The 26,394-nt window shown below is 64.9% G+C and carries 18 protein-coding genes and 1 riboswitch; of the genes, 13 read left to right on the forward strand and 5 right to left on the reverse strand.

What is annotated here, in order from left to right; all coding sequences use genetic code 11:
* Positions 1-4 precede the first annotated feature (4 nt).
* Together ACQR3T_RS07870 and ACQR3T_RS07875 are read right to left on the reverse strand one after the other, a co-directional pair.
* Positions 5-2,527 (reverse strand): bifunctional lysylphosphatidylglycerol flippase/synthetase MprF, encoded by a 2,523-nt coding sequence (locus tag ACQR3T_RS07870; RefSeq protein WP_428693090.1) that lies wholly within the window; start codon positions 2,525-2,527, stop codon positions 5-7.
* Positions 2,528-2,655: 128 nt separating this feature from the next.
* Positions 2,656-3,957 (reverse strand): alpha/beta hydrolase, encoded by a 1,302-nt coding sequence (locus tag ACQR3T_RS07875; RefSeq protein ID WP_428693091.1) that lies wholly within the window; start codon positions 3,955-3,957, stop codon positions 2,656-2,658.
* A 201-nt stretch (positions 3,958-4,158) separates the two neighbouring features.
* Here ACQR3T_RS07875 and ACQR3T_RS07880 point away from each other — a divergent pair, with 201 nt between their 5' ends.
* From ACQR3T_RS07880 to gndA, 4 genes are all read left to right on the forward strand, one after another.
* Positions 4,159-4,575 (forward strand): BlaI/MecI/CopY family transcriptional regulator, encoded by a 417-nt coding sequence (locus ACQR3T_RS07880; RefSeq protein WP_032377940.1) that lies wholly within the window; start codon positions 4,159-4,161, stop codon positions 4,573-4,575.
* Between the two features lie 23 nt (positions 4,576-4,598).
* Positions 4,599-5,555, forward strand: a complete 957-nt coding sequence (locus ACQR3T_RS07885) for a M56 family metallopeptidase (RefSeq protein ID WP_032403466.1) — start codon at positions 4,599-4,601, stop codon at positions 5,553-5,555.
* A 278-nt stretch (positions 5,556-5,833) separates the two neighbouring features.
* Positions 5,834-7,570 carry a DEAD/DEAH box helicase gene (locus tag ACQR3T_RS07890; RefSeq protein ID WP_428692936.1) on the forward strand — a complete coding sequence of 579 codons (1,737 nt, stop codon included), beginning with the start codon at positions 5,834-5,836 and terminating at the stop codon, positions 7,568-7,570.
* Positions 7,571-7,754: 184 nt separating this feature from the next.
* Positions 7,755-9,206, forward strand: a complete 1,452-nt coding sequence (gndA, locus tag ACQR3T_RS07895; RefSeq protein ID WP_428692937.1) for an NADP-dependent phosphogluconate dehydrogenase — start codon at positions 7,755-7,757, stop codon at positions 9,204-9,206.
* 66 nt (positions 9,207-9,272) lie between these two features.
* On the opposite strand, the gene ACQR3T_RS07900 is transcribed toward gndA, so the two are convergent.
* Positions 9,273-9,734 carry a DUF4262 domain-containing protein gene (locus ACQR3T_RS07900; RefSeq protein WP_428692938.1) on the reverse strand — a complete coding sequence of 154 codons (462 nt, stop codon included), beginning with the start codon at positions 9,732-9,734 and terminating at the stop codon, positions 9,273-9,275.
* A 262-nt stretch (positions 9,735-9,996) separates the two neighbouring features.
* Between ACQR3T_RS07900 and ACQR3T_RS07905 the strand changes: the two genes are divergently transcribed.
* From ACQR3T_RS07905 to ACQR3T_RS07945, 9 genes are all read left to right on the forward strand, one after another.
* Positions 9,997-11,241: a DEAD/DEAH box helicase gene (locus tag ACQR3T_RS07905; RefSeq protein ID WP_428692939.1), complete on the forward strand. Its 1,245-nt coding sequence runs from the start codon at positions 9,997-9,999 to the stop codon at positions 11,239-11,241.
* Positions 11,238-12,137: a DMT family transporter gene (locus tag ACQR3T_RS07910; protein ID WP_428692940.1), complete on the forward strand. Its 900-nt coding sequence runs from the start codon at positions 11,238-11,240 to the stop codon at positions 12,135-12,137. Before ACQR3T_RS07905 ends, ACQR3T_RS07910 begins: the two co-directional genes overlap by 4 nt.
* Positions 12,138-12,148: 11 nt before the next feature.
* Positions 12,149-13,585, forward strand: coding sequence for a GuaB1 family IMP dehydrogenase-related protein (locus ACQR3T_RS07915; protein ID WP_032377946.1), 1,437 nt, complete (start codon positions 12,149-12,151; stop codon positions 13,583-13,585).
* 345 nt (positions 13,586-13,930) lie between these two features.
* Positions 13,931-15,310 (forward strand): hemolysin family protein, encoded by a 1,380-nt coding sequence (locus ACQR3T_RS07920; protein WP_037150354.1) that lies wholly within the window; start codon positions 13,931-13,933, stop codon positions 15,308-15,310.
* On the forward strand, positions 15,303-16,445 hold the full coding sequence (locus ACQR3T_RS07925) for a hemolysin family protein (protein ID WP_032377948.1): 1,143 nt from the start codon (positions 15,303-15,305) through the stop codon (positions 16,443-16,445). The genes ACQR3T_RS07920 and ACQR3T_RS07925 overlap by 8 nt, the downstream gene beginning before the upstream one ends.
* Positions 16,446-17,357, forward strand: a complete 912-nt coding sequence (locus tag ACQR3T_RS07930) for a 3-methyladenine DNA glycosylase (RefSeq protein ID WP_428692941.1) — start codon at positions 16,446-16,448, stop codon at positions 17,355-17,357.
* Between the two features lie 67 nt (positions 17,358-17,424).
* Positions 17,425-19,599 carry a malate synthase G gene (locus tag ACQR3T_RS07935; RefSeq protein ID WP_428692942.1) on the forward strand — a complete coding sequence of 725 codons (2,175 nt, stop codon included), beginning with the start codon at positions 17,425-17,427 and terminating at the stop codon, positions 19,597-19,599.
* 67 nt (positions 19,600-19,666) lie between these two features.
* Positions 19,667-21,331, forward strand: coding sequence for a substrate-binding domain-containing protein (locus ACQR3T_RS07940; RefSeq protein WP_428692943.1), 1,665 nt, complete (start codon positions 19,667-19,669; stop codon positions 21,329-21,331).
* Between the two features lie 3 nt (positions 21,332-21,334).
* On the forward strand, positions 21,335-22,474 hold the full coding sequence (locus tag ACQR3T_RS07945; protein WP_428692944.1) for a metallophosphoesterase: 1,140 nt from the start codon (positions 21,335-21,337) through the stop codon (positions 22,472-22,474).
* 60 nt (positions 22,475-22,534) lie between these two features.
* Here ACQR3T_RS07945 and gcvP read toward each other — a convergent pair whose 3' ends face one another.
* Entirely contained in the window at positions 22,535-25,387 is a 2,853-nt protein-coding gene (gene gcvP / locus ACQR3T_RS07950) for an aminomethyl-transferring glycine dehydrogenase (RefSeq protein ID WP_428692945.1), read from the reverse strand.
* Positions 25,388-25,581: 194 nt separating this feature from the next.
* Positions 25,582-25,679: riboswitch (glycine riboswitch) on the reverse strand.
* 11 nt (positions 25,680-25,690) lie between these two features.
* Entirely contained in the window at positions 25,691-26,248 is a 558-nt protein-coding gene (locus ACQR3T_RS07955) for a MerR family transcriptional regulator (RefSeq protein WP_428693092.1), read from the reverse strand.
* Positions 26,249-26,394: the final 146 nt, after the last annotated feature.

A 26,394-nucleotide genomic window follows, 5' to 3' on the forward strand; every position in this document is an offset into this window, starting at 1 on the left:
GCCGTCACCGCTCGATCATGATGCGCACCAGCTTGAACCCTTGCCCGATCGACACGTCGGGCAAGTAGGCCCGACCGATCGCGTTACCGATACTGGGCAGTGCTGCCGGATCTGCGAACGTCATGTGCATCGGTTCGTAGCGAGGCTGGAACTTGGATTTGAATGCCAGGAGAGAACGGAATCCGTAGACGGGTTCGAGGGTGCGTCCGAGCACGTCGAGCAACCGTTCGAGTAGTCCCGACAGCGTCGACTGCTCGGCGCTGGAGACGTGTTCGGGTTGCTTCTCGTCGACTTTTGCCAGCGGTGCGCCGGACAAACTGAGGAATCTGGCACCCTCCTGCTCGAGCAACAGAGCAGCCGACGCGATGAGAAATTCCATCGTCGGCCGAAAGCCCTCCGAACGACGACGCATGAAGTCGAGCGTCCATCCGACGATGACGCCGTTCTCGTACACCGGCATCCACGAGGTCACGCCGTGTACGGTCCGATGTTCGTCTACCGCGATCAGGCAGCGGACGTTCTCGTCGTCGACCTCCTCCAGACCGCCGAGGGTGAACCCCATCTCGGGCATGCCCTTGTCTGCTACCCATTCCTCCGAAATCGCGGTGATCTGATCGGTGATGGCCAGTGGTGCCGACGGGAAACGAATCCATTCGGCTACGACACCCGCCTTCTTCGCCCGATTCAGTGCCGTGCGCACGTCTTGAAAACGCTTGCCGGTGAAGGCAATTCCGTCCAGATCGAGCACCGTCTCCTCACCCACCTGGATTCCGCCCCAGCCGAGAGAATCGGTGATCCGGCGAACATCGGGGGTGACGGAATAGAAACACGGTATCCAGCCGTTCTTCGACGCGAACTCGGCGAATTCGACGACGTTGTCCCGCAACGACTCTCGCGGACCCACTGGATCGCCGGTGGTCAGAGCTACACCCGAGATGACGCGGTAGGCGACGTAACTGCGGCCGTCGGGGCCGAACCAGTACTTGTTTCCGCGCCAGGTCGTCATCCACGACAGCGCCGAACCGCTGCTCGCCATGAGCAGTCCGCGCGCCCGTTCGGTCGCGTCGGTTTCCGTCCCGTACACCGGAGTCAGGAAGGTGCTCGCAGCAAAAACACAGACCACCGACCAGAACACCACGCCGGTCCACTCGAACAGCAAGGTGGTGGGAATGCTCTGTGGCAGCAGAGCGGGTTCGAGCCATTGCAGGTAGACAGGCGGAATCAGGCGCTGCGGGAAGTCCGACAGCAAACCACCGAACGACGGCGAATCGGCAAAGCCGCCGCGCGCAAGGTACCCACCGATCGTGTAGACCACGCCGAGCCCGACTCCGACCCCGATCACCGACGCCGCCCACCGCCGGTAGGTGCCCGAGGGCGCCGACACGTCGAAGAACTTGCGCGTGACCAAGAGAACCACCAGCACGATCAGTGGTAGCAAGAACGGCACCGCGGTGCGATACGCAGTCGGTGATTCGAGCCCGTAGAACAGCGACTGGTCGTCGCCGGCCTCCAGGAACCGAATGGCGAAGTTGGCCACCGACAGTGCGAGCAGGATCAACTGGGAGACCATCGCCAGAGCCCACGCGAAACGCCTGCCACGCCGAAGGCCGTCGCTGATCACCAGCAAGAACAGGGAGGGCATGATGCTCAGAATCGTCGGACCGACGCCGCCGAGCCTGAGATCGAGCAGACCACGACGGCACTCCACCGGATCGGTGGTCGCATCGGCACAAATCTCGCGCACCTCGGCTGCCGTGTAGGGAACTCCTCGAACAACATCTCGAAGGACGGCGAACGGACCGACAGCGTTGGGGCTCAGGGCCGCCAGAACCGGACCCAATGCACTCGCAGCAACGATGAGCGCAACCAGCACGCGGCCTTCGCGTTGAGTACCCGCCAATCGAGGGCCACGCGCCGACCGACCGACGATCCACGGCCCCACGACGAGACCGATCACCGCGGCGGCCAGTCGAACCACGTCCTGCAGGTGCCCACCGAACAGGGCCAACGTCACCAGCAGTGCCAGCACGCCGACGCGGATCCGTCTGCGCCACAACGTATCCATCCGCGAGGTCGCAACCAGCACCACGCCGAAGATCCAGGTCGTCGGACCTACTGCGGTTCCGACGTGCAGCCGGAAACCCCAATCGGCATCGAAGGTCTTGGCCAGAGCGGCGAGACCGAGACCGAGTAGCGAACCGGCTGCCTGGGTGACGAATGCAGCGATGGCAAAGCGACGGGACCCTGTCCGGCGCTCGATAGGCGCAGCGGCGAGCAGAACCGCAACAGTCGCCACCACACAACCGGCGATATTGGGAGCCGTCAATCCCGAGGTCAGTGGGGTCCACAGGTGCCAGTGCTCGAACGGCATGATGCCCACGGCGAAGTACTTGTCCAATTCGCCACGATCGTCGAACACGGCCGCAGCGATACCGGTCAACCACACGATCGCAAGCAACGTGAAACTGACCGGGGCCCCCACCGCTCCGAACACGATGAGCGACCACAATCTGCGAATCTGACGCATCGCTGCGGACGATCCCAACTTCAACGCCTTGGTTCGCTTCGATATCCACGAAGGTCCGGCGACGTCGCCTGCGTCGGCCTCTGCCGATGACGAGGTGGCTGTCGCGGGTAGCTCCGGCTCGGTCACGTTCACGAAGTCAGCCCTGTTCTCGTTGCCAGCCATGGGAGTTCACGACGCAGGCCTTCCGACCACACCGCGAAGCTGTGTCCGCCAGGTACTTCCACGTACTGCACATCCATTCCAGCGGCCTTCGCCGCGTCGTACATCTCTTGTTGACCCGGTTTGTAATCCTTGTCGTCTGCGCCCACGACGAAAATACCGGCCGAGTCGGGGTACCGACGCGATTTGAGCAGGTCGAGCGGGTTGATGGCGGTGAATGCCGCAGAATTGCCGCCGAAGGCCTGCTGCACGGTTCGATCCCGATCCCCGAGGGTGGGTTCGCGTTGACCCGACAGGTCGAGGAAGGTGGGATACACGTCGGGGTGATTGGTCGCCATCTGAATGGAGCACGTGCCACCGTAGGACAATCCACCGATTGCCCAGTGAGCGCGATCGCGGTCCACCTGCAAGGTGGCGTCGATCCAATCGGGAACGTCCCGGGACAGATACGTGTCCACGTTCCCCAGCGGCGAATCGACACAGAGTGGATTGGCGATCGATGACCCGGTGCCGTCCGCGACAACCACGACGGGCGCAAGACCGGCATGGTCACGGGCAAAGTTGTCCATGGTCTGGGCGAGCTTTCCGCCGTTGAGCCAGTCCTCGGGCGCACCCGGCTGACCGGCGAGCAACACCAGGACCGGCAGCAACGGCCGAGGATCGGCGAAATACGCGGGCGGGAGATAGATCTCGGCGTCCCGAGCTGAGAAGTTGGACGCGGTGGCCGGGATGGGTGCCGAGGTGACACGTCCTGCGGTCGCCAGATCAGCAGGTGCGGTCCACACCGAATCCAGGGGCGAACCGCTGACGGTCTGCGCCACTGCGGCCGGCACATCCGAGAATTGAATACGGGCAGCGGACTCGACTCCGAGGGCATTGCCCACGGTGGGATATGCATCGAACTCCAGGTTGACGTGCAGCGCCGCAGCTGCGACCACGAGGACCGCCGCCACCACCGTCGTCAGTTTGCCCAGCACCCCACGAGCTGCGAGCAAGCGGGAGATCACCGCGAACAGTGCGGCGAGACCCACGCCGATCCAGACGTAGATCGAGGTGGCTATCGGATCCGGAAACGGTCGCCATACCTTCTCTACCACCACGTAACCGACAGCCGTGACAACGATCGCAACCGTCGCCGCGATCGGCAGTGCCCGTCTCGAGTATCGCCGCGACGACGAGACGACCAACCACACTCCACCGAGCGCGCCGAGAACGGACACGATCACCGGTACGGGGCCGTCGATCAACGACAGAGAATCGAACCACTCCACTCTTGCATCTCCGCTCACTTCTCGAAGAGTCGGGCCGCGGGGCGGCACGATCACGTGAGAAGGATATTCGCCCCGAGGCGCTCCCCGTGGAGACCCGTCGAATCGAGACGCCAGGACTATGACCGAACCCACACTGCCCTGACGGTAGGTACTACCACGGGTAGTACGCATCAGCGTCGGAGTAGCCGTAGAGTAAGAAGAATGGCTGGTCTTGGTGAACTAGAGCGCGCAGTGATGGACCATCTGTGGGAGTCGACGGATCCCCAGACCGTTCGACAGGTGCACGAGGCACTCGCGACGCATCGCGAGCTCGCGTACACGACGGTGATGACGGTGTTGCAGCGGTTGGCGAAGAAGAAGCTGGTCGTTCAGCAGCGCGACGACCGAGCTCACCGGTATGCGCCCCTCCACGGACGAGACGAGCTGGTTGCGAGCCTGATGGTCGACGCGTTGTCGCAGGCACCCGCGTCCGGTGGACGCGCTGCCGCACTCGTCCACTTCGTCGGACAGGTGGGGGCCGACGAAGCCGCCGCACTCCGTGAGGCACTCGCCGCTCTGGAAGTGGCACAATCGACGAGAGAGTCCCCTTCGGCTGGAGAAGGCCGTCCGACGGACTGACGCTCGCCGTAGTAAGTGAGGACATGAACTCGACGACTGCGTTGGTATTCGCGGTACTCGCGCTGATTCTGGCGGGGCCGGTGCCAGCCGTGCTCGCTCGCGCCAGTTGGCCGTATCGGTCCCCGCGTGCAGCGCTGGTTCTGTGGCAGGCAATTGCGCTCGCCGCCGTGCTCTCGGCATTCAGCTCAGGTCTCGCCATCGGCGGACTGCTTCTGGTTCCCGGCCCGGACGGTCGTCCCACCACAGCACCCACCGACGAAATCGACGCGCTCGGCCTTCCCCTGTGGATCCTGTACGTGGTCGTACTCGCGATCACCCTCGGCATCGGTGCCAAGCTGATGTTCTCGGTTGTTCAGGTGGCGGTCCGAACCCGTCGTCGCCGCTCTCGGCACCGCATGCTCGTCGACCTGCTGGATCGAAACAACCTGAACGAGAATCCCTTTCGTAGTCTGCGCGATGCGGATATCCGCGTACTCGACGCTGCCGAGCCGATCGCGTACTGCCTGCCAGGTCTGCGTCAGAGGGTGGTACTGAGTCGGGGAACGCTCGCCAATCTCTGCGAAGCCGAGATCACCGCCATCCTCAGCCACGAACGGTCGCACCTTCGTGCCCGCCACGATTTGGTCCTCGAAGCATTCACCGCGGTCAACGAGGCATTCCCGAGAATCGTGCGAAGCAAGTCGGCACTGGGCAGCGTGCAGTTGTTGGTCGAGCTGTTGGCCGACGACTCGGCGGTCAAGGTGACCGGACCCACCCCGCTGGCTCGGGCACTGGTCGCGTGCGCAGGGTCCACCGCACCGCGAGGTGCCATGGCGGCCGGAGGACCTCACACCCTGATCAGGGTGCAGCGGTTGAGCGGTCCCGGCAGCGACGTCCGCATCGCCGCGGTTGCCTACGCGACCGCTGTGGTGATCCTCGTACTTCCGACGATCTATGTGGCGATGCCTTGGCTCGAGGAACTGAGCAAGCTGGTCGGGTGAGCCCTCGGCTGTTCGGCGTCGCACAGGTCACATCGACTCGGGGTGAACAATTCGCGATCCATCCCGTAGAGTGGACCTCGGTCGCCATCGCGACCTAGCAATCGAAATGGCACAAACAGCCCCACTTTATGCGGTTCTCATCCGCATATCGATGGCCAGGTGACAGTGCCCTGGCTCGTATCAATGTGTTCTGGCTGTTTTTCGTGTTTCCCTTCTCGTTCGGGTGCTCTCAGCTTCGGGCTTATTGGCGTGCCCGTAATCCGGAGAGGCTTTACTGCGTGACCCACGCTGTTTCCAACACACCCGTTTCCACCACTTCCGACTCCACGGCAGTCCCGACGCCCGTAGCGGCACCGGCCTTCACCTTCGCCGAGCTCGGACTGCCCGAGGCTGTCGTCGCCGCACTGGCGCGTAACTCGATCACCGTGCCGTCCCCCATCCAGGAGAAGGCCCTTCCCGACGCCATCGCCGGCAAGAACGTTCTCGGCCGGGCACAGACAGGTTCGGGCAAGACGCTCGCCTTCGGCCTGCCGATCCTTCAGCGCCTGTCGCTGCACACCGATCGACCGGCCGCCAAGCGCCCGCGTTCGCTCGTATTGGTTCCCACTCGGGAACTCGCGTTCCAGGTCGTGGAGTCCCTTGCGCCCTACGCCAACGCGCAGGGCCTGCGCGTCATGCCTGCCGTCGGCGGCACTCCGTTCAACAAGCAGGTCGAGCAGCTCCGACGCGGAGTGGACGTACTCGTCGCCACGCCCGGCCGCCTCGCCGATCACCTTCGTCAGGGCACCTGCATCCTCGATTCCATCGAGATCACCGCACTCGACGAAGCCGATCAGATGGCCGACATGGGCTTCCTGCCCGAGGTGCGTGCCGTCCTCGCCGACACTCCGGCAGACGGACAGCGCATGCTGTTCTCGGCAACCCTCGATCGTGAAGTTCAGTCGCTGGTCCGCCAGTTCCTGCCCGACCACGTCGAGCACTCCACTCAGGACGGCAAGGCCAGCGTCCGGACCATGGACCACTACGTCCTGATGGTCGACCGGGGTCAGAAGGATCTGGTTCTCTCCGAGATCGGTGCCCGCGAAGGCGGCCGCACCATCATGTTCGCGCGTACCAAGCTGGGCTGCGACGGAATCACCGATCGCCTTCGTGCGCTCGGTATCGCCGCGGAGTCACTGCACGGTGGCAAGGCACAGAATCAGCGCACCCGGGTTCTCGAGCGCTTCAAGAACGGCCGCACCCCCGTCCTCGTCGCCACCGACGTTGCCGCTCGCGGAATCCATGTCGACGGTATCGACCTCGTCGTTCACGTCGATCCGCCCGCAGACCACAAGGACTACCTGCACCGCGCAGGACGTACGGCACGCGCCGGCGAGAAGGGCACCGTCGTCGCGATCGTGCTCCCCAACCAACGTCGTCAGGTTCTGCGTCTGACCGGTATGGCCGGCGTCAAGGCCACTGCTGTCAACGTCTCGCCCGGTTCGGCCGAGCTCAACAGCATCACCGGCGCGAAGAAGCCCACCGGTGAGCCGTTGCGCGCCGAGTCCTCGCCCCGCGATCGCAACAGCCGTCCCGGCTACCAGGGATCGAACCCCCGCAGCAGCGGCGGATACCAGGGCTCCAATCCCCGCAGCGGCGGCGGATACCAGGGCTCCAACCCGCGCTCCAGCGGCGGATACCAGGGCTCCAACCCGCGCAGTGAAGGCGGTTACCAGGGTGACCGCCCCCGCACCGGATACCAGGGCTCGAACCCGCGCTCCAGCGGCGGATACCAGGGCTCCAACCCGCGCAGCGAGGGCGGCTACCAGGGTGACCGCCCGCGTCGCACCGACTCGAGCTCGTACCGCGGCTCCGAGAGCCGGGGCTACGAAGGACGCGGCTCCGACAACCGGGGCTCGGACAACCGTCGCCCGGCATCCGCTCCCCGCCAGGACGAGCACCGGTCGGGTGGCTTCCGCAGCCGCACGGAACGTCGCTCGTACGACGGTTTCGACGGTCCGGCTCGCAGCCACTGATCAAATCGTAGCCACTGATCGGTTCGTAACCGTGCGGTCGTGAATCGGCCGGAGCATATTTCGATGACATGAGGTGTCGCATTCTTCGCGAATGCGGCACCTTTTGTCGTTGTCTGCGGCCAGGTTTGAGTTCTGCTGGAGGGGTTGGCTCGCGCGACGCCGCTCGGCAGGGAAAGCTGTCTGTATGACCTCAGCAGCAGAACCGAAAGAACTGGCTCAGATCGGAGTCACCGGACTCGCCGTCATGGGCTCCAACATCGCACGCAACTTCGCGCATCACGGGCACACCGTCGCGTTGCACAACCGCAGTGTTGCCAAGACCGATGCGTTGATCGCCGAGCACGGCAGCGAGGGAAACTTCATCCGTACCGAAACCATCGAGGAGTTCGTCGCTGCGCTCGCGAAGCCGCGCCGGGTCCTCATCATGGTCAAGGCGGGCGACCCGACGGACGCTGTGATCGAGGAACTCGCGGGCGCGATGGAAGAGGGCGACATCATCATCGATGGTGGCAACGCGTTGTACACCGACACCATCCGTCGAGAGGCTGCCATGAAGGAGCGCGGCCTGCTCTTCGTCGGTGCCGGAATCTCCGGAGGCGAGGAGGGCGCTCTCAACGGCCCCTCGATCATGCCGGGCGGCCCGGCCGAGTCCTACAAGGCACTCGGTCCGCTGCTCGAGTCCATTGCGGCACAGGTGGACGGCACGCCGTGCTGCACCCACATCGGACCCGACGGCTCCGGTCACTTCGTGAAGATGGTGCACAACGGGATCGAATACGCCGATATGCAGCTCATCGGCGAGGCGTACAACCTGTTCCGCGATGCCCTCGGTTACACCCCGGCGCAGGTCGCCGACGTGTTCACCGAGTGGAACAACGGCGATTTGGAGAGCTACCTGGTCGAGATCACCGCCGAGGTGCTCCGCCAGGTGGACGCCAAGACAGGTCAGCCGTTGGTGGACGTGATCGTCGACGCCGCAGAGCAGAAGGGCACCGGCCGCTGGACCGTCAAGGCTGCACTCGATCTGGGTGTTCCGGTCACCGGTATCGCCGAAGCAGTCTTTGCCCGGGCGCTGTCGGGATCGCGGGCGCAGCGCAAGGCGGCCGTCGGGCTGGCCTCGGGTGCCCTTGCGGACAAGCCCACCGACGCGGAGCAGTTCACACACGACATCAGCCGGGCGCTGTACGCGTCGAAAATTGTCGCCTACGCACAGGGCTTCGACCAGATCGCCGCGGGCAGCGCCGAATACGACTGGAATCTGCATCCCGGAGACCTGGCCACGATCTGGCGAGGCGGTTGCATCATTCGCGCGCGGTTCCTCGACCGCATCAAGGACGCGTACGACGACAACGCCGAGCTGCCCAGTTTGATCCTGGCACCGTACTTCCGTGACGCCATCGAGAACGCCATCGACAGCTGGCGTCGGGTCGTCATCACTGCGGCCTCGCTGGGCATTCCGGTCCCCGCGTTCGCGTCGTCTCTCTCGTACTACGACGCGTTGCGGGCAGAGCGTCTGCCTGCGGCATTGACTCAAGGTCAGCGTGACTTCTTCGGTGCCCACACCTACGAGCGAACCGACTCGGAAGGAAAGTTCCACACCCTCTGGAGTGGCGATCGCTCCGAGATCGAGGCCTGACCGACCCTCGTCCGCCGGTGGCGCAGCGTGCTTCACGCGGCGCCACCGGTTCATGGACGACTGCAGTCAGGAGGGCAACGGACCGAGCACCGGTTGGACCACCGTCGAGGGAATACCCTCCCACGGCAACGAACCGTCGCAGTCCTTCCACACGGCCTGAACGGCGCTGAAGCATCCCTTGCCGTACACGTCCGATGCCGCGTGGAGAATGTCGACACAATCCGGTACGTCGATGGTGAAAAGCTCGAATCCTGCTGCCCAGCAGCCGATTCCAGCTTCGACCTCCAAAAGCCCCGACGCTACCGAAGTGCCGAGCGCATTCAGTATTCGTGAAGACTCGTTCGGGTCGCGACCCGTCACGACGATCTCCGGACTTCCGAAACCGGTGAGACCGACGGTGTAGCAGAACGCCGGATGGATACCGTCCCGGTCGACCTCCGATTCGACGTACTGCAAGGCCCATCCGAATCGATCGATGGCGCTCTTCACATCTCCGATGTACTCGTCGACGCCGTAGCCGTCACACATCCTGCACATAGCTCCCCCACTCGGCAAGCGGTCACCCCCACGGCAACCGCGATGTCGAACGCATTCGAACGTGCGTTCTACTGCAGAGTATTGCGCGCGGCACCGACAAGAAGATTCCATGCGCGCTCGACGCGGCGGTAAGGTCACAGCTATGCCGGGTCAATCACCGAAGGGGCGTTCTGCAGGCTCCACTCCACCCGCTTCATCGTTCGCAGACCTGGGGCTCCCGGTGGTTCTCGTACATTCGCTCAAGAATGCGGGTGTGTCCCACCCCTTTCCGATTCAGGTTGCTACCGTCCCCGACGCACTTGCCGGCCGGGACGTACTCGGACGCGCCCCGACCGGATCGGGGAAGACGCTTGCGTTCGGACTACCACTGCTCGTACGGCTGGCAGGTCGTCGAAGCGAGCCAGCGGCACCGCGTGGGCTCGTGCTCGCACCGACTCGGGAACTCGCACTTCAGATCCACGAGGTCCTCGACCTGCACGGTGCCACGTTCGGCCTGCGCACCGTCTGTGTCGTGGGCGGTGTCCCCCTCGAACGAAACGTTCGCGAGATTCAGCGCGGTGTCGACATCGTGGTCGCCACCCCCGGCCGTCTCAACGACCTGCTCGAGCGACGTTCCATCGCGCTGAATCGCGTCGAGACGACCGTGATCGACGAAGCCGACAGAATGGTGGACATGGGGTTTCTGCCCCAGATCGAATCGCTGCTGGCCGCCACTCCGCCCGACGGCCAGCGGTTGTTGTTCTCGGCAACCCTCGACCAGGACACCGACCGCCTGGTCGAGAGGTTCATGGACGATCCGGCTGAGCACTCCACTGCCGAATCGGTGAGCGTGCCCGACATTGCGCACTACGTGTTCGAGGTCGATGGCGCGCACAAGACCGAAGTAGCTGCCGCACTTGCCAACAGAGACGGTCGAACGCTGCTGTTCGTCCGTACCACCCACGCGGTCGATCGACTCACCGACGAGTGTCGCCGACTGGGTGTAGCCGTATCGTCGTTGCACGGCAACAAGACTCAGGCGCACCGCACGCGTTCGCTGGCCGCATTCGCGGACGGCAGCTCGGCCGCTCTCATCGCAACCGACGTCGCGGCTCGCGGTGTGCACGTCGACGACGTCACGCTGGTGGTGCACGTCGACCCGCCGATGGATTCCAAGGACTACGTGCACCGCGCAGGCCGAACCGCACGAGCCGGGGCCAGCGGCACCGTCGTGACCTTGGCTACCGAAGATCAGTTGGCTCGAGTGCGTGCGATGGCGGACGAAGCGGGAATCTCGGCCACCGTCGTCGATACCGAAGCGGACCCCGTCTCGTGGCGCCGCATGACCGGCGCTCGCACCCCCATCGGCAGACCACTGTCGAATCCGGCCGACACGTCTGGATCCGTTCGCAATGATCTGCCGGAGCGTGGGGCACGGCGGGGGGCCGCCCCCGCGCGGCACGAACGACGGGGCCGAACCGGAGGCAGTCGGGGCACCGGCCGAGGACGACGCGGGTGACCTCGCCCTGGTTGTCGGTTGTACTCGCTCTGATTTCGGCATTCCTGTTCGCGTGTGCGGCGGTGGCGCAGCAGAGCGCCGCTGCATCTGTTCCAGAGGGAACGTCGCTGGTGTCTGCCCTCGTTCGTAGTCCCCGTTGGTGGATGGGCGTGGTCGGAGACGGGGGTGGTTATGCGGTACAGATCGCGGCGCTCTGGGTCGGTTCGGTCCTCGTCGTGCAGCCGCTGCTCGTCACTGCCCTGTTGTTCGCGCTGCCGATGTCGGCGAAATTCGCGCGCAGATCCCTGCCTGGGTCGACCTGGGCACTCGCGCTTCTCCTCGCCGCCGCTCTCGCGGTCTTCATCGTGGTGGGTGACCCGAGCGAAGGCACAACCGATGCTCCTCTCGCAGCGTGGATCGTGCCTCTGATCGTCGCCGCCGTCGTGATCGGCGGCGCGGCAGTGGGCGGCCTGGTGCTGTCCTCACCTGGCCTGCGGGCACTGCTTCTCGGAGCTGCGGGAGGTCTGTTGTTCGGACTTGCTGCAGCTCTCACCAAATTCGTGACCGATCTCGTCGACGCCGATCCACTTGCAGCACTGACGGCATGGCAGACCTACACCCTGATCGGATCCGGCATTGTCGGATTTTATTTGCAGCAACGCGCGTTCCAGGTGGGGCCGCTGTCCGCATCGATGCCGGCCGTCACGATCTGCGAACCCCTCGGTGCAGCGTTCATCGGAGTGACGGTCCTGGACGAGAGAATCAGAACCGAGGGCGCAGCCCTGGCGACGATCGTGGTGGCGGTGGCCGTCATGATCGTCACCACCGTCCTCCTGTCGCGAACTCAGGCGGCGAACACTGCCGATTCGACGGCGTCGGACCGGGCGTCTAACACAGGAGCTTCATCCGACCGGTAGTCTCGATCAACGTGCAGTTCCTCGATGGTCACCAGCCGCCCTACGATCTCACCTACGACGATGTCTTCCTCGTCCCCAACCGAACCGATGTCACCTCGCGTTTCGACGTCGACCTGAGCACGGTGGACGGCTCGGGAACGACCATTCCGATCGTGGTGTCGAACATGACGGCAGTATCGGGTCGGCGAATGGCCGAAACCGTCGCCCGGCGCGGTGCCATCGCCGTCATCCCTCAAGACTTGCCCACCGAGGCCGTCGCCGACACCGTCGCATTCGTCAAGAGCCGTGACCTGATCGCGGACACACCGGTGGTGCTCGGGCCGAACGCGTCCGTGTCCGACGCCTTGGCGCTGGTGCACAAGCGAGCTCACGGATCGATCGTGATCGTCGAGCACGGCAAGCCCATCGGAGTCGTCACAGAGAGCGCCTGCACCGACGTCGACCGATTCGCCCGGCTCAGTTCCGTGGCGTCCGCCGACTTCGTGCGCGTTCCCCGCCACGCGTCACCCAAGGAAGTGTTCGAGAAGATCGAAGCGGCCCATGCACACCTTGCTGTCGTCGTGGAGGACGACGGCTCGCTGGCGGGTGTCGTGACGAGAACCGGCGCGGTTCGGACGGGCATCTACGCCCCTGCCGTGGACGCATCGGGGCGCCTGCGAATCGCCGCGGCTGTCGGCATCAACGGCAACGTGGCGGAGAAGGCGACCGCACTCGTCGAAGCCGGTGCCGACGTTCTGGTGATGGACACAGCCCACGGACATCAGGAGAAGATGCTCGACGCTCTCGCTGCAGTACGCGCTCTCGATCTCGGAGTGCCCCTCGCTGCCGGGAACGTGGTGTCTGCGCAAGGCACGCGAGATCTGGTGCAGGCCGGCGCGGACATCGTCAAGGTCGGTGTCGGTCCCGGCGCGATGTGTACGACGCGGATGATGACCGGCGTCGGGCGCCCGCAGTTCTCGGCAGTGGCCGACTGTTCCGCTGCAGCAGCAGAACTGGGAGCATCCGTGTGGGCCGACGGCGGCGTGCGGCACCCCCGTGACGTTGCGCTCGCCCTGGCCGCAGGAGCCGCGAACGTCATGATCGGCTCGTGGTTCGCCGGAACCTACGAGTCTCCCGGCGACCTACGGGTTGACGCGTCGGGCAATCGCTACAAGGAGAGCTTCGGCATGGCGTCCAAGCGGGCGGTTGCCGCACGTACCGCTACCGACGGTGCGTTCGACCGGGCCCGTAAGGCTTTGTTCGAGGAGGGCATTTCCAGTTCTCGGATGCGCCTGGATCCCGATCGCCCCGGCGTCGAAGATCTGATCGATCACATCTGTGCCGGAGTTCGGAGCACCTGCACCTACGCAGGGGCCCGCAGTCTCCCCGAGTTGGCCGAACGCGCAGTTCTGGGAGTTCAGTCCGCAGCCGGATTCGCCGAGGGGCGCCCCCTGCCGTCCGGGTGGTGACCCCGGTTCACGGTTAGACTCTTCAACAGCAATCACAGTTGTCCGCGCTCGCTGTGCGCCCGAGGCCGATCACTCAAGTGCCTGGGTGCCGTCGAATCGTAGGTCCCGCACGGGTGGGGTCACAGCGCGGACCATACAGAAGGGAATCAGGTGCCCGAGGCACCCACTATTTCGGTTGCCGGTCCGGCAACTGCAGAGCAGCACGACGAGAGTTCCACTTCGGAGGGATCCTCTATCGAGCCGGGAGAGAAACCCGGCGACACCGATTTCAGCAGCCGCGCGCAGTCCGGCGGCGCGATGCTCCTGTCTCAGCTTCGACGGCCCCGGCTCGGACGGAGTTGAGACATGGCGACTCTTCTCACCATCGTCAGCCTTCTCGGCTTCGTCGCACTGACGGCCGGTACCGCTTTGTTCGTCGCGGCCGAGTTCTCCCTCACTGCCTTGGAACGCAGTGCGGTCGAGTCTCAGGCCGAGAACGGCGACATGCGCTCGCGCCAGGTTCTGCACGCCCACAAGACCCTGTCGTTCCAACTCTCCGGTGCTCAACTGGGCATCACCATCACAACTCTGATCACCGGCTATCTCGCCGAACCGGTGTTGGCCGGCTTCATTCGGCCGGTGGCCGATGCGCTCGGCGCGTCCGAGACGCTCGCGTCGGGCATCTCACTTGCCGTGGCACTGATCCTGGCCACCTCGTTCTCCATGATCTTCGGTGAGCTGGTCCCGAAGAACATTGCGATCGCGAAACCGATGTCGACGGCCCGCGTCACCGCAGGCGCCATGGCAGGGTTCTCGCTGATCTTCAAGTGGGCGATCAACGGGCTCAACGGATCTGCCAACTGGCTCGTTCGACGGCTCGGAATCGAGCCGGCCGAGGAACTCAGATCGGCTCGATCGCCACAGGAGCTGGGTTCGCTCGTGCGCACGTCCGCGCGGCAGGGATCGATCGACGAAAACACGGCTCGACTGGTGGATCGGTCGTTGCAGTTCGGCGATCGCACAGCCGAGGAGCTGATGACACCACGAGTCAAGATCGAGACGCTCGCCACAGACTCGACCGTGGCCGATCTGATCGAAACTGCGGCGCGCACCGGCTTTTCACGCTTCCCGGTGGTCGACGGCGATCTGGACGACACCGTCGGCGTCGTCCACATCAAGCACGCGTTCACCGTCGCCGGAGCGCTCCGTCGTACGACAACGGTCGAGTCCCTGGCACGCGATGTCCCCGTCGTGCCGTCGAGCCTCGACGGCGACGCGGTGATGGAACGGGTACGGGCCGACGGCATGCAGGTGGCGCTCGTCGTCGACGAGTACGGCGGTACCGCAGGCATGGTGACGATGGAAGATCTCATCGAGGAGATCGTCGGTGACGTACGCGACGAACACGACGAGCCGGAACTCGATGTCTCGCGTTCCGGCGAGGGCTGGGACTGCGCCGGCCTACTGCGTATCGACGAAGTGGCGTCGGCCACAGGCTATTCCGCCCCGGAGGGCGAGTACGAAACCATCGGTGGTCTGGTTCTGTCCGAGTTGGCACGTATCCCGAGCGAGGGGGACGCGGTTCTCCTCCCGCCGCCGGCGAGCGAGGATCCGCTCGACGGAGACGGCGGCTGGGTGGCACGGGTGATACGGATGGACGGTCGTCGGATAGATCGGGTGTTGCTGTTGCCCGTCGACGCCGCAACGGTGGCTCGAATGAGATCGGAGGGAGAGATCGATGGGTGACCTGTTCGGAGTCGGTCTCGCCGTTCTCCTGCTGGCCGGAAATGCATTCTTCGTCGGCGCCGAGTTCGCTTTGATCTCCGCTCGGCGCGATCGACTCGAAGCGCTACTCGCCCAGGGGAAGAAACGCGCACAGAGTGTCATCGAGGCCGGTCAGAATCTGTCGCAGATGCTCGCCGCTGCCCAGCTCGGCATCACGATCTGCTCGATTCTCCTGGGCCGGGTAGCCGAGCCGGCGGTGGCGCACCTGATCGAGGTCCCCCTCGACGCCGTCGGAATCCCCGAGTCGTTCCTGCACCCGATCGCCTTCGCCATCGCATTGACTCTTGTGGTCGTCCTGCACATCCTGGTCGGCGAGATGGTTCCCAAGAACATCGCGATCGCGGGTCCGGAGAGCACCGCCATGATTCTGGTGCCGATCCACCTCGTGTTCATCAAGGTCGCGCTGCCGCTGATCTCGTTCTACAACCTGTGCGCCAACCTGACACTCCGGATGCTGCGTATCGAGCCCAAGGATGAGCTGAGTTCCTCGGTCTCGGCGGTGGAGTTGTCGCAGATGATCGGCGAATCACGGTCCGAGGGACTGATCGACGCCGAGGAGCACCGCAGACTGCGGCAGGCTCTCGAGACGTCCGGTCGGACGGTCGGCGAGGTGTTGATCCCTTCCCACCAGGTTCGCAGCATCGAGCTGTCCGGGCCCGATCACACTCTCGGACCCACATTGGGCTCCGTCGAACGCGCCGTCATCGAGACCGGTTTCTCGCGCTACCCGGTCCGCGACGCAGCCGGCGCGCTGGTCGGCTATCTGCACCTCAAAGACGTTCTCGACGACATGGCCGACGAATCGGCCGGACCGGACACGGTCATCCCACGAAGCGACGTTCGGGCACTGCCCGTCGTCTCCATCGACACGGTGCTCGACGATGCACTGACCAAGTTGCGACGCGCCAGTAGCCACCTCGGAGCCGTGCACGACGCGACGGGAGCCACGGTCGGGATCGTCGCACTGGAAGATTTGGTCGAGGAGTTCGTCGGTACCGTTCGAGACGGCACGCACCGCGTGGCCGGACCTCGGCCGGGTCAATCTGCATCGAGTATCGGGCCGAGCTCGTCGAGCACTCCCCCGCGGAACGCGTAGATGTCCGTCCCGGCGTCGATGACCGAAGCGGAGTGGACCACAAGACGGGCTGGGCACGCGGCGCGGGTCGAGCATCTCGTCGGTGATTATCTGACCGACCGAGGACGTGGCAACACCCATCCGGTGCTGGATTTCCTGTTCACTTATTACAGTCACCGCCCTGGTCAACTACGCCGGTGGAATCCGGGTCACGGCATCGTCCTGACCGGTGAACGTGCACGCGAATATGCCGAGTTCGCGTCCTACGAACAGGTACAGACCGACCGGGGCGTCGGTTACCGGGTGCGGTCCGATCTCGTCGAGCGCCGTCGCGCGAGTATCGAATTCATCCTGGGACTGCTGACCGCCACCGCCGAGCGAGCACCCCTGCTCGGCTGCTTCGGCCTGCACGAGTGGGCGATGGTCTACCGCGGAGGAATCTCGGCCCAGCGGCACGAGCAGGTTCCACTGCGCCTCGGCCGTGACGGAACCGATGCTGTGGTCGATTCGATGTCGTTGCGGTGCACCCACTACGACGCCTTCCGGTTCTTCACCCCCGACGCCGCACCGCGCAACGCGCTGACGCTCTCCCCGGAGTCGCGAGTGGGTTCCGAGCAGCCCGGGTGCATCCACGCCTCCATGGATCTGTACAAGTGGTGCTACAAGATGGGGCCGTTGATCGATTCGGAGTTTCTGACCGACTGTTTCGAGCTGGCGCTGCACGCGCGCACGATCGATATGCGGGCAAGCCCCTACGATCTGAGCGACTACGACCTCGAACCCATTCGGATCGAGACCGCGGCCGGTCGAGCAGAGTATGTGCGTGCGCAGGGGGAACTGTCCACCGAAGCGGCACCTCTACGCTCGGCGTTGATGGCTCGATGCCAGAATTTACTGATCGGCGGCGAGTTCGGCGACGGACTTACTGCCTAGTAACATCGACATCGTTGTCGTGGGGACACCGTCTTCGGTGTCCGAGACCGGAAAGAGTGAGGAATTCATGACCGATCGTGTGCAGGCTGGTGGACTTCAGGTCGCCAAGGTCCTATTCGATTTCGTCGAGAAGGAGGCGCTGCCGGGTACCGGTGTAGATTCCGGTGCCTTCTGGTCCGGTGCCGCGTCGGTGATCGCCGATCTCGCTCCCAAGAACAAGTCTCTGCTGGCCGTTCGCGACGAGATCCAGGGCAAGGTCGACGCCTGGCACGGCGAACACGCGGGCCCGAACTACGACCGCGCCGCATACAAGGCCTTTCTGAAAGAGATCGGCTACCTGTTGGACGAGCCGGCGGACTTCCAGATCAGCACGGCTGGTGTGGACACCGAGATCACCACCACAGCCGGTCCCCAGCTCGTGGTGCCGGTACTCAATGCCCGGTTCGCGATCAACGCGTCCAACGCGCGATGGGGATCGCTCTACGACGCCCTCTACGGAACCGACGCCATTCCCGAGGCAGACGGTGCCGAGAAGGGATCGAGCTACAACAAGGTTCGCGGCGACAAGGTGATCGCCTTCGCTCGTGACTTCCTGGACGAGGCGCTGCCGTTGAGCTCCGGCTCGCACGTCGGCACCACCGGCTACGTCGTCGACGCCGCCTCGTTGACGGTGACGCTTGCCGATGGCAGCACAGTGGGTCTGAAGGAGCCGGCACAGCTGCTGGGATACCAGGGCACACCCGACGCGCCGACCGCAATTCTGTTCGTGCACAACGGATTGCATTTCGAGATCCAGATCGATCCCGAGAGCCCGATCGGCAAGACCGACGGAGCGGGCGTCAAGGACGTGCTCCTCGAGTCTGCGGTCACCACGATCATGGACTTCGAGGATTCGGTCGCAGCAGTCGACGCCGACGACAAGGTTCTGGGTTACCGCAACTGGCTCGGACTGATGAAGGGCGATCTCACCGAAGAGGTCTCCAAGGGCGGCAAGACATTCACTCGCGCGCTGAACAAGGACCGCACCTACACCTCGGTCGACGGTTCCGAACTGACGCTGCACGGACGCTCACTGTTGTTCGTCCGCAACGTCGGTCATCTGATGACCTCCGACGCGATCCTCGACGCCGACGGCAACGAGGTCCCCGAGGGCATTCTCGACGCGCTGTTCACCTCGCTCGCGGGTCTGCATTCGCTGACCGAGGACAACGTGCTGTCCAACTCGCGCACGGGTTCGCTGTACATCGTGAAGCCGAAGATGCACGGACCGGACGAGGTCGCCTTCACTGCGGAGCTGTTCGGCCGTGTCGAAGAGGTTCTCGGGCTGCCCGCCAACACGCTCAAGGTCGGAATCATGGACGAGGAACGCCGCACGACGGTCAATCTCAAGGCGTGCATCCAGGCGGCGTCCGAGCGCGTCGTGTTCATCAACACCGGATTCCTCGACCGCACCGGCGACGAGATCCACACCTCGATGGAGGCAGGTCCGGTCGTCCGCAAGGGTGCGATGAAGGGCGAGAAGTGGATCGCCGCGTACGAGGACTTCAACGTCGACACCGGGCTGGCCGCGGGCCTCGAAGGCAAGGCGCAGATCGGTAAGGGTATGTGGGCCATGCCGGATCTGATGCACGACATGCTCGAGCAGAAGATCGGTCACCCCAAGGCCGGCGCCAACACCGCGTGGGTTCCCTCCCCCACGGCCGCGACGCTGCACGCCTTGCACTATCACAAGGTCGACGTGTTCGCCCGTCAGCACGAGATCGCTCAGGCCAAACGCGCCACCGTCGACGACATTCTCGAAATTCCTCTGGCTCCGTCCACCGACTGGAGCGACGAGGAGAAGCAGAACGAACTCGACAACAACTCGCAGTCGATTCTGGGCTACGTCGTGCGGTGGATCGACCACGGCGTCGGGTGCTCCAAGGTTCCCGACATCAACGACATCGCACTCATGGAAGACCGTGCGACGCTTCGCATTTCGAGCCAATTCATCGCCAACTGGCTGCGCCACGGCATCGTCACCGAGGACCAGGTGCGCGAGTCGCTGAAGCGGATGGCCCCGGTGGTGGACCGTCAGAACGAATCGGATCCGACGTACAAGCCGTTGGCTCCCGACTTCGACACCAACATCGCATTCCAGGCCGCCAGCGACCTGATCTTCCAGGGCACCAGCCAGCCCAACGGCTACACCGAGCCGATCCTGCACCGCCGCCGACGGGAGTACAAGGCCGTCAACGCCTGACGGACTTGTCGAGCTCGTGGGTGAACATCGGAACACAGGGCGCGGGCGGTCCATAGCCGCGGGACCCGTGATCGTCGTGATCGCGATCGCGTTGATCGTCGCGGCCGTGTTCGGTTGGTTTCAGCTACGAGATCGGATTTCCGATCAAGGGGTCGAAGCTGCGAGCCAGTGTGTGGAGGGGTCGGCGGTGCTCACTGTGGCCGCCGATCCCGACATATCCGGTCCTGTCGAACAGTTGGCCGAGCGGTTCAACGACACCGCTCCGGTGGTGCGGGATCACTGTGTGACAGTGCAGGTTCGAGCCACGTCCTCGGACGTGGTGCGGTCCGCTCTGAACTCCGGTATCGACTCGTGGGATGCCGGTGCGCTCGGCGACCGACCGGGCCTGTGGATACCTCAGTCCACGGCCGACGTCGAGGCCGTGACCGCACGCGGATCCGTCGACGGCACTCCGCGGTCGCTGGCGTCGAGCCCGGTGGTACTCGCGGCACCGGCCGCCGTCGCCGACGCCGTCACCGCTGCGGGCTCGAGCTGGGCCGACCTGGTCCGGCTGCAACGCGACCCACAGGCTCTCGGATTGGGTGAATGGGGCGGGCTCCGTCTCGCTGTCCCGACGGGTTCCGACACCGGTGCAACCACTCTCGCGGTGGCTGCGATCGCAGCCGGCGTACGGGGCGACCCGACCACGCCGCTGACCGTCGAGCAGGTCTCGTCGAGGGAGCTGATTTCGGCGATGTCGGAGCTGGCTTTCACCGATACGAACACTGCCGCGCTGTCCGCGTCGACGACGTACGACGCCCTGGCCGGCCTCGAGAACGCCGCGGGCCCGCAGGCCCCTGTTCATGCTGTTCCCGTGACAAAACAGCAACTGGCGTCGACCGATTCGTCGACGTTGATCGCGGTCAGACCGCAGGGTCCGACGCCTGTCGCCGATCATCCAGCCGTCGTCCTCACCGGCGACGAGACGTCCACCCGCGCCGCAAGTACGTTCGTCGAGTTCGTCCGTCGAGCGGACGGCGCGCAGACACTCCGAGACGCTGGGTTCGACGTCGACGAAGTCGAGTCCGCCGGGGTCGTCGCCCCACCGTCGGGACCGGTTGCCGATGCATTGCTCGACGTGCTGCGCAATCCCGTCCTGCCGCGACGCGCCACCGTTCTGCTCGACGTGTCCGAGTCGATGGGTACGGCTGAAGGGGGCGCGACGAGACTGCAGAACACCGTTCGCGCCCTGGGCGAGCAGTTCGAGCGCGTGCCCGACGCCACCGAGCTGGGTCTGTGGAGCTTCAGCGAAAATCTGAACAACTCGCTGCCTTTCCGAGTGGACGTTCCGACCGGGCCGATGACGGTTCCGGTCGGAACCACCCCCAGACGCGCTGCACTCGATTCCACCGCGGCCGCGTTGACGCCGGCAACCGGATCGTTCACGTATGCGTCCGTACTGGTCGCATATCGCGACGCCGTGGCCGGATACGTTCCCGGCCGCGTCAATTCCGTTGTGCTGATAGCTGACGGCCCGGACGACTCGTCCTTGTCCACGCAGGATTTGCTCACCGACCTGACCGCAGCGGCCGATCCGGCGCGTCCGGTCGCGGTGAACATCGTGCGGATCGGGGACAACTCCGATGCCTCCGCGTTCGACGACATCGCCGCCCAAACCGGCGGCACCGTGGAAGCAGTATCGACATCGGATTCACCAGACCTCATCGATCGACTCGGAAAGTTGCTGTACTAGAACATGACTCGCGTACTTTTTGTGGCCGTCTTCCTGCTGCTCGTCACCCTCTTTCTCCATTGGCGGTTCCTGTCTGTCACCGGAGCACCGACTCGGCTGAAGCGGCCGGCGGATGTGGTGTTGCTACTTCTGTGGCTGTGCGCGCTGATCGGATTCGGCAGCGGTGTCGTATTCGATCCGTCCTGGGCTCGCGGTCCGGCGTTCGTCGGCCTCACCTGGCTCGCCGTCGTGCTGTACCTGTTCCTCGGAACGGTGCTCGTCGGGCTCGTCTGCACAGTCGTTCGAGTTGTCTTCGCGGTGATGCGCCGCGATTCGGCCGATGCGCGGTTGCGGGTGTCGAGGGTCGGCTCGGCGATCACTGCGCTCGTCAGCATTGCCGCAGTGGGATACGGACTCGTAGAAGCTGCGACTCCGCGCGTGACGAACACCGCCGTTGCGCTGGGCGGGCTGCCGGCCGAATTCGACGGAGTACGAGTGGCGTTGGTGTCGGATCTGCATGCCGGTCCCTCCCGCGGTGCGGGATTCGTTCGTACGGTCGTCGATTCGGTCAACGCCCAGAATCCCGATGTCGTGCTACTCGACGGCGATCTCATCGACGGCACGGTTGCTCTGGTGGGAGAAGATCTCGAGCCGCTTCGCGACCTCGACGCGCCGCTGGGAGTGTTCGCCGTCAGCGGCAATCACGAGTTCTATGCGGGCGACGGCGGCGAATGGCTCGACTTCTGGTCCACGCTCGGCATCGACGTGCTGCGAAACGAACGCACGACGATCACTCGTGGCGACGCTGCAATCGATATCGCCGGCATCAACGACGCCACCGCACCGGCTCCGTACGAACCCGATCTCGCTGCGGCATTGGACGGGATCGATCCCGATCGATTCGTACTGCTGATGGCACATCAACCGAAGCAAGCCTTGGAGGCATCGGACTTCGGAGTCGACATACAGGTGTCCGGGCACACGCACGGTGGCCAGATCTGGCCGATCCGCTATCTGGTGCCGCTGCAGCAGCCCAGTGTCGAAGGGCTGGACACGATCGGCAACACCACGCTGTACACCACCCGCGGTGCCGGCGCGTGGGGTCCACCGGTGCGGGTGGCCGCCCCGCCCGAGATCGCGATGCTCGAACTCACTCGGGGCTGAGGGCTCCGACTCGAATACGACAGAGCCCGCCACGTCGACGTGGCGGGCTCTGTACTCGGCTCAGGCGAATGCCTCGATCGGCGGGCACGAGCACACCAAATTGCGGTCGCCGTGTGCGCCGTCGATGCGCCGCACCGCCGGCCACACCTTCGGACGGTCGTAACCGGCAGGGTAGGCCGCCAGCTCCCGTGAATACGGGTGATCCCAGTCCGCTACCAGACACTGGGCAGTGTGGGGCGCTCCCCGAAGCGGGTTGTCGTCCACGGTCCATTCGCCGGATCCAACGCGATCGATCTCGCCTCTGATTGCGATCATCGCATCGCAGAACGCATCGATCTCCTCGAGGTTCTCGCTCTCGGTGGGCTCCACCATCAGGGTTCCAGGAACCGGGAAGCTCATCGTCGGGGCGTGGAATCCGTAGTCCGCCAGTCTCTTCGCCACATCGTCGACGGTGACGCCGGTGTCCTTCGTCAGACCTCGCAGATCGAGAATGCACTCGTGGGCGACCATGCCGTTGTCACCGGTGTAGAGCACCGGAAAGTACTCGTCGAGGCGGCGAGCGATGTAGTTGGCCGACGCGATCGCCGTCAACGTCGCCTGCCGGAGTCCCGTCGCGCCCATCATCGCGATGTACGCCCATGTGATCGTCAGGATCGAAGCGCTGCCGTACGGGGCTCCGGACACCGTCGGTCCCGAACCGAGCTGCGGGGCAAACGGATGGCCCGGCAGGTGGGGCTGCAGGTGCGATCGAACACCGATGGGTCCCACTCCTGGCCCGCCGCCGCCGTGTGGGATGCAGAACGTCTTGTGCAGGTTCAGGTGGCTGACGTCGCCACCGAACCGGCCGGGGCGTGCGAGTCCGACAAGGGCGTTGAGGTTGGCACCGTCGACGTACACCTGGCCGCCCGCGTCGTGCACCGCCGCACAGATCTCGGAGATCTCGTGTTCGTAGACGCCGTGTGTGGAGGGGTACGTGATCATGATCGCGGCGAGCGTGTCGGCGTGCTCGGCGATCTTGGCGCGCAGGTCGTCGACATCGACGTCGCCGTTCGGGCGGCAGGCAACGACCACGACACGCATGCCCACCATCACGGCCGACGCCGCGTTGGTGCCGTGGGCGCTCGACGGGATCAGACACACGACGCGCTCGGCGTCGCCGTTGGCGAGGTGGTACCGACGAATGGCCAGCAGACCCGCGTACTCGCCCTGACTTCCCGCGTTCGGCTGCAGACTCACTGCGTCGTAGCCGGTGATGTCGACGAGCCACCGTTCGAGGTCGTCGATCACGCGCAGCAGGCCGGGTACGTCCGAAGACGGAGCGAAGGGGTGTTGGCGGGCGAACTGCGGCCAGGTGATCGATTCCATCTCCGCGGTAGCGTTCAACTTCATCGTGCACGAGCCCAGCGGGATCATGCTCCGGTCGAGCGCAATGTCCTTGTCGGACAGCGCGCGCAGGTAACGAAGCATCGCCGTCTCGGTGCGGTACCGAGTGAAGGCCGGATGCGTGAGGTATTCCGATGTGCGAGCCATGTTCGCCGGCACCGACTCGGCACCGGACCCGGCGGGCTCGGCACCGAACGCAGCGAGCACTCCTGCGATCGTGTCGGACGACGTCGCCTCGTCGCACGCGACTGCGACGTGATCGGCATCGACCAGTCGGACATTGATCCCGCGCTGCTTGGCATCGTCGGTGACGGCCTTTGCCCGACCGGGAACCGCCACGAGGACGGTATCGAAGAAGTCGGTGTGCACCACCTCGACGCCTGCCTCCTGCAGGCCGGCAGCCAGGGATCGAGCATGCATGTTGACCCGAGTTGCTATGGCGCGCAACCCGTCTGCGCCGTGGTAACTGGCGTACATCGCGGCAACGATGGCCAGCAGGACCTGAGCGGTACAGATGTTCGACGTCGCCTTCTCGCGGCGGATGTGCTGCTCGCGGGTCTGCAGCGCCAATCGGTAGGCCCGGTGGCCGTCCGCGTCGAGCGAAACCCCGACGAGTCGTCCGGGGAGCTGACGAGAATGACCGGAACGCACCGCCAGGTACCCGGCGTGCGGCCCGCCGTATCCCATCGGAACCCCGAACCTCTGGGTGGTGCCGAAGCAGACGTCCGCGCCGATCTCACCGGGCGGAGTCACGACGGTGGCTGCCAGCAGGTCCACGCCCACGGCCACCAACGCACCCCGCTCGTGCGCGGACTCGATGGTGGCTGTGTGGTCGACCAGTCGGCCGGACGCACCGGGCAGCTGGGTCAACACCCCGAAGAACTCGCCGTCCGGCAGGCCGTCGGCCAGATCGGCATACACCAGCTCGATGCCGAGCGGCTCGGCACGAGTGGCGAGAACGGCAGCCGTCTGCGGGAAGATGTCGGAATCGACGAGCAGCCGAGGCGACTTCGACGCTCTGTTCGCGCGTCGCATCAGAGTCATGGATTCGGCTGCCGCAGTGGACTCGTCGAGCATCGACGCATTGGCCACATCCATGCCCGTGAGATCGGAGACCATGGTCTGGAAGTTCAGCAACGCCTCGAGCCGACCCTGGCTGATTTCGGGTTGGTACGGCGTGTACGCGGTGTACCAAGCCGGGTTCTCCAAGATCCCTCGGGTCAGCACCGGTGGAGTGAGTGTGTCGTAGTAACCCAGGCCGATCATGGACGTCGCGACGGTGTTCTGGGCGGCGAGGTCGGCCAATGCAGCCAGTACCTCGTGCTCACTCAAAGCCTGCGGGAGCGTCGCCAATCCGTCGGGCACGCCGTCGACCACGGTGTCGAGGATCGAGGACGGCACGGCTTTACGGGCCAGCTCGTCCAGGTCGTCGACGCCGATGGTGTGGAGGATGCGCACCAGTTCGGTCGCGTCGGGCCCGATGTGTCGATCGACGAAAGTGTGTGCGGACGAGGCAGTTCGGTCGGTCACGATGTTCTCCCAGGTGCCGGAAAGACGAGGCGTCGGACGACCGAGGCATACGCGCCGGCCGCTCCTCCCCCTCTGTCGTGTGCCCGCTGACGCGTGCGCCTGAGAGATTCGGTCGGACACGGCGCGTCATGTCGACTGCGCCGGCACCTTTCCCCTTGGGCGGGTGGGTACTCCCACCACTTTCCAGAGTTGTCGAAGCCCACACGGTCCGTGTGCCTGAGAGATTGACGGGGAGGTATTGCTCCTTCGGCGTCCGAGACTGGCTGCCTCGGAACTCTCCCGCACGGGCGCGACGAGGAAAGTCTAGCCGGTCTTGCGGCTCGCGCGATTCTTGCGGCGTGAGGCCAGCTCGTCCTCGGGACTCGGCTGGCTTTCACCGCCATCGGCTCGTTCGGCCGGGAAGTCGGCGATGGTGCCGGTGAGCTCGCGCATCGCGCCGTTCACGGCGATACCGAACACTCCCTGACCGCCCTGCAGGAGGTCGACCACCTCTTCGGCGGACGTGCACTCGTACACGGTCGTGCCGTCCGAGAACAGGGTGATGTTGGCGAGGTCGCCCACCCCGCGCTGGCGCAGGTGATCGACGGCGACGCGGATGTTCTGCAACGAGATACCGGTATCGAGCAGTCGCTTGACGATCTTCAGAACCAGCATGTCCTTGAACGAGTACAGCCGCTGACTGCCTGAGCCTGCTGCGCCGCGAATGGACGGGACGACCAACCCGGTGCGGGCCCAGTAGTCGAGCTGACGGTAGGTGATGCCGGCGATCTGGCAGGCACTGGGCACTCGGTAACCCACGAGCTCGTCCGGCACCGAATCATCGGGAAACAATCCCGGCTGAATGTCCTGAGGCGTGTCGATCCGGCCGTTCGACGCCTGGTCGGGGGTGTCGACCCGAGCATCGGAGACGGACGCGTCCTCGGTCCGGCCTGCGGCTTCGGACTCTCGACTGCCGTGATGCTGCTGCGGCTGATCTCCCACTGACTGCTCCCTCTCGGATGTCTCAC

This window comes from Rhodococcus sp. IEGM1428 (assembly GCF_050321865.1).
Lineage (GTDB): Bacteria > Actinomycetota > Actinomycetes > Mycobacteriales > Mycobacteriaceae > Rhodococcoides.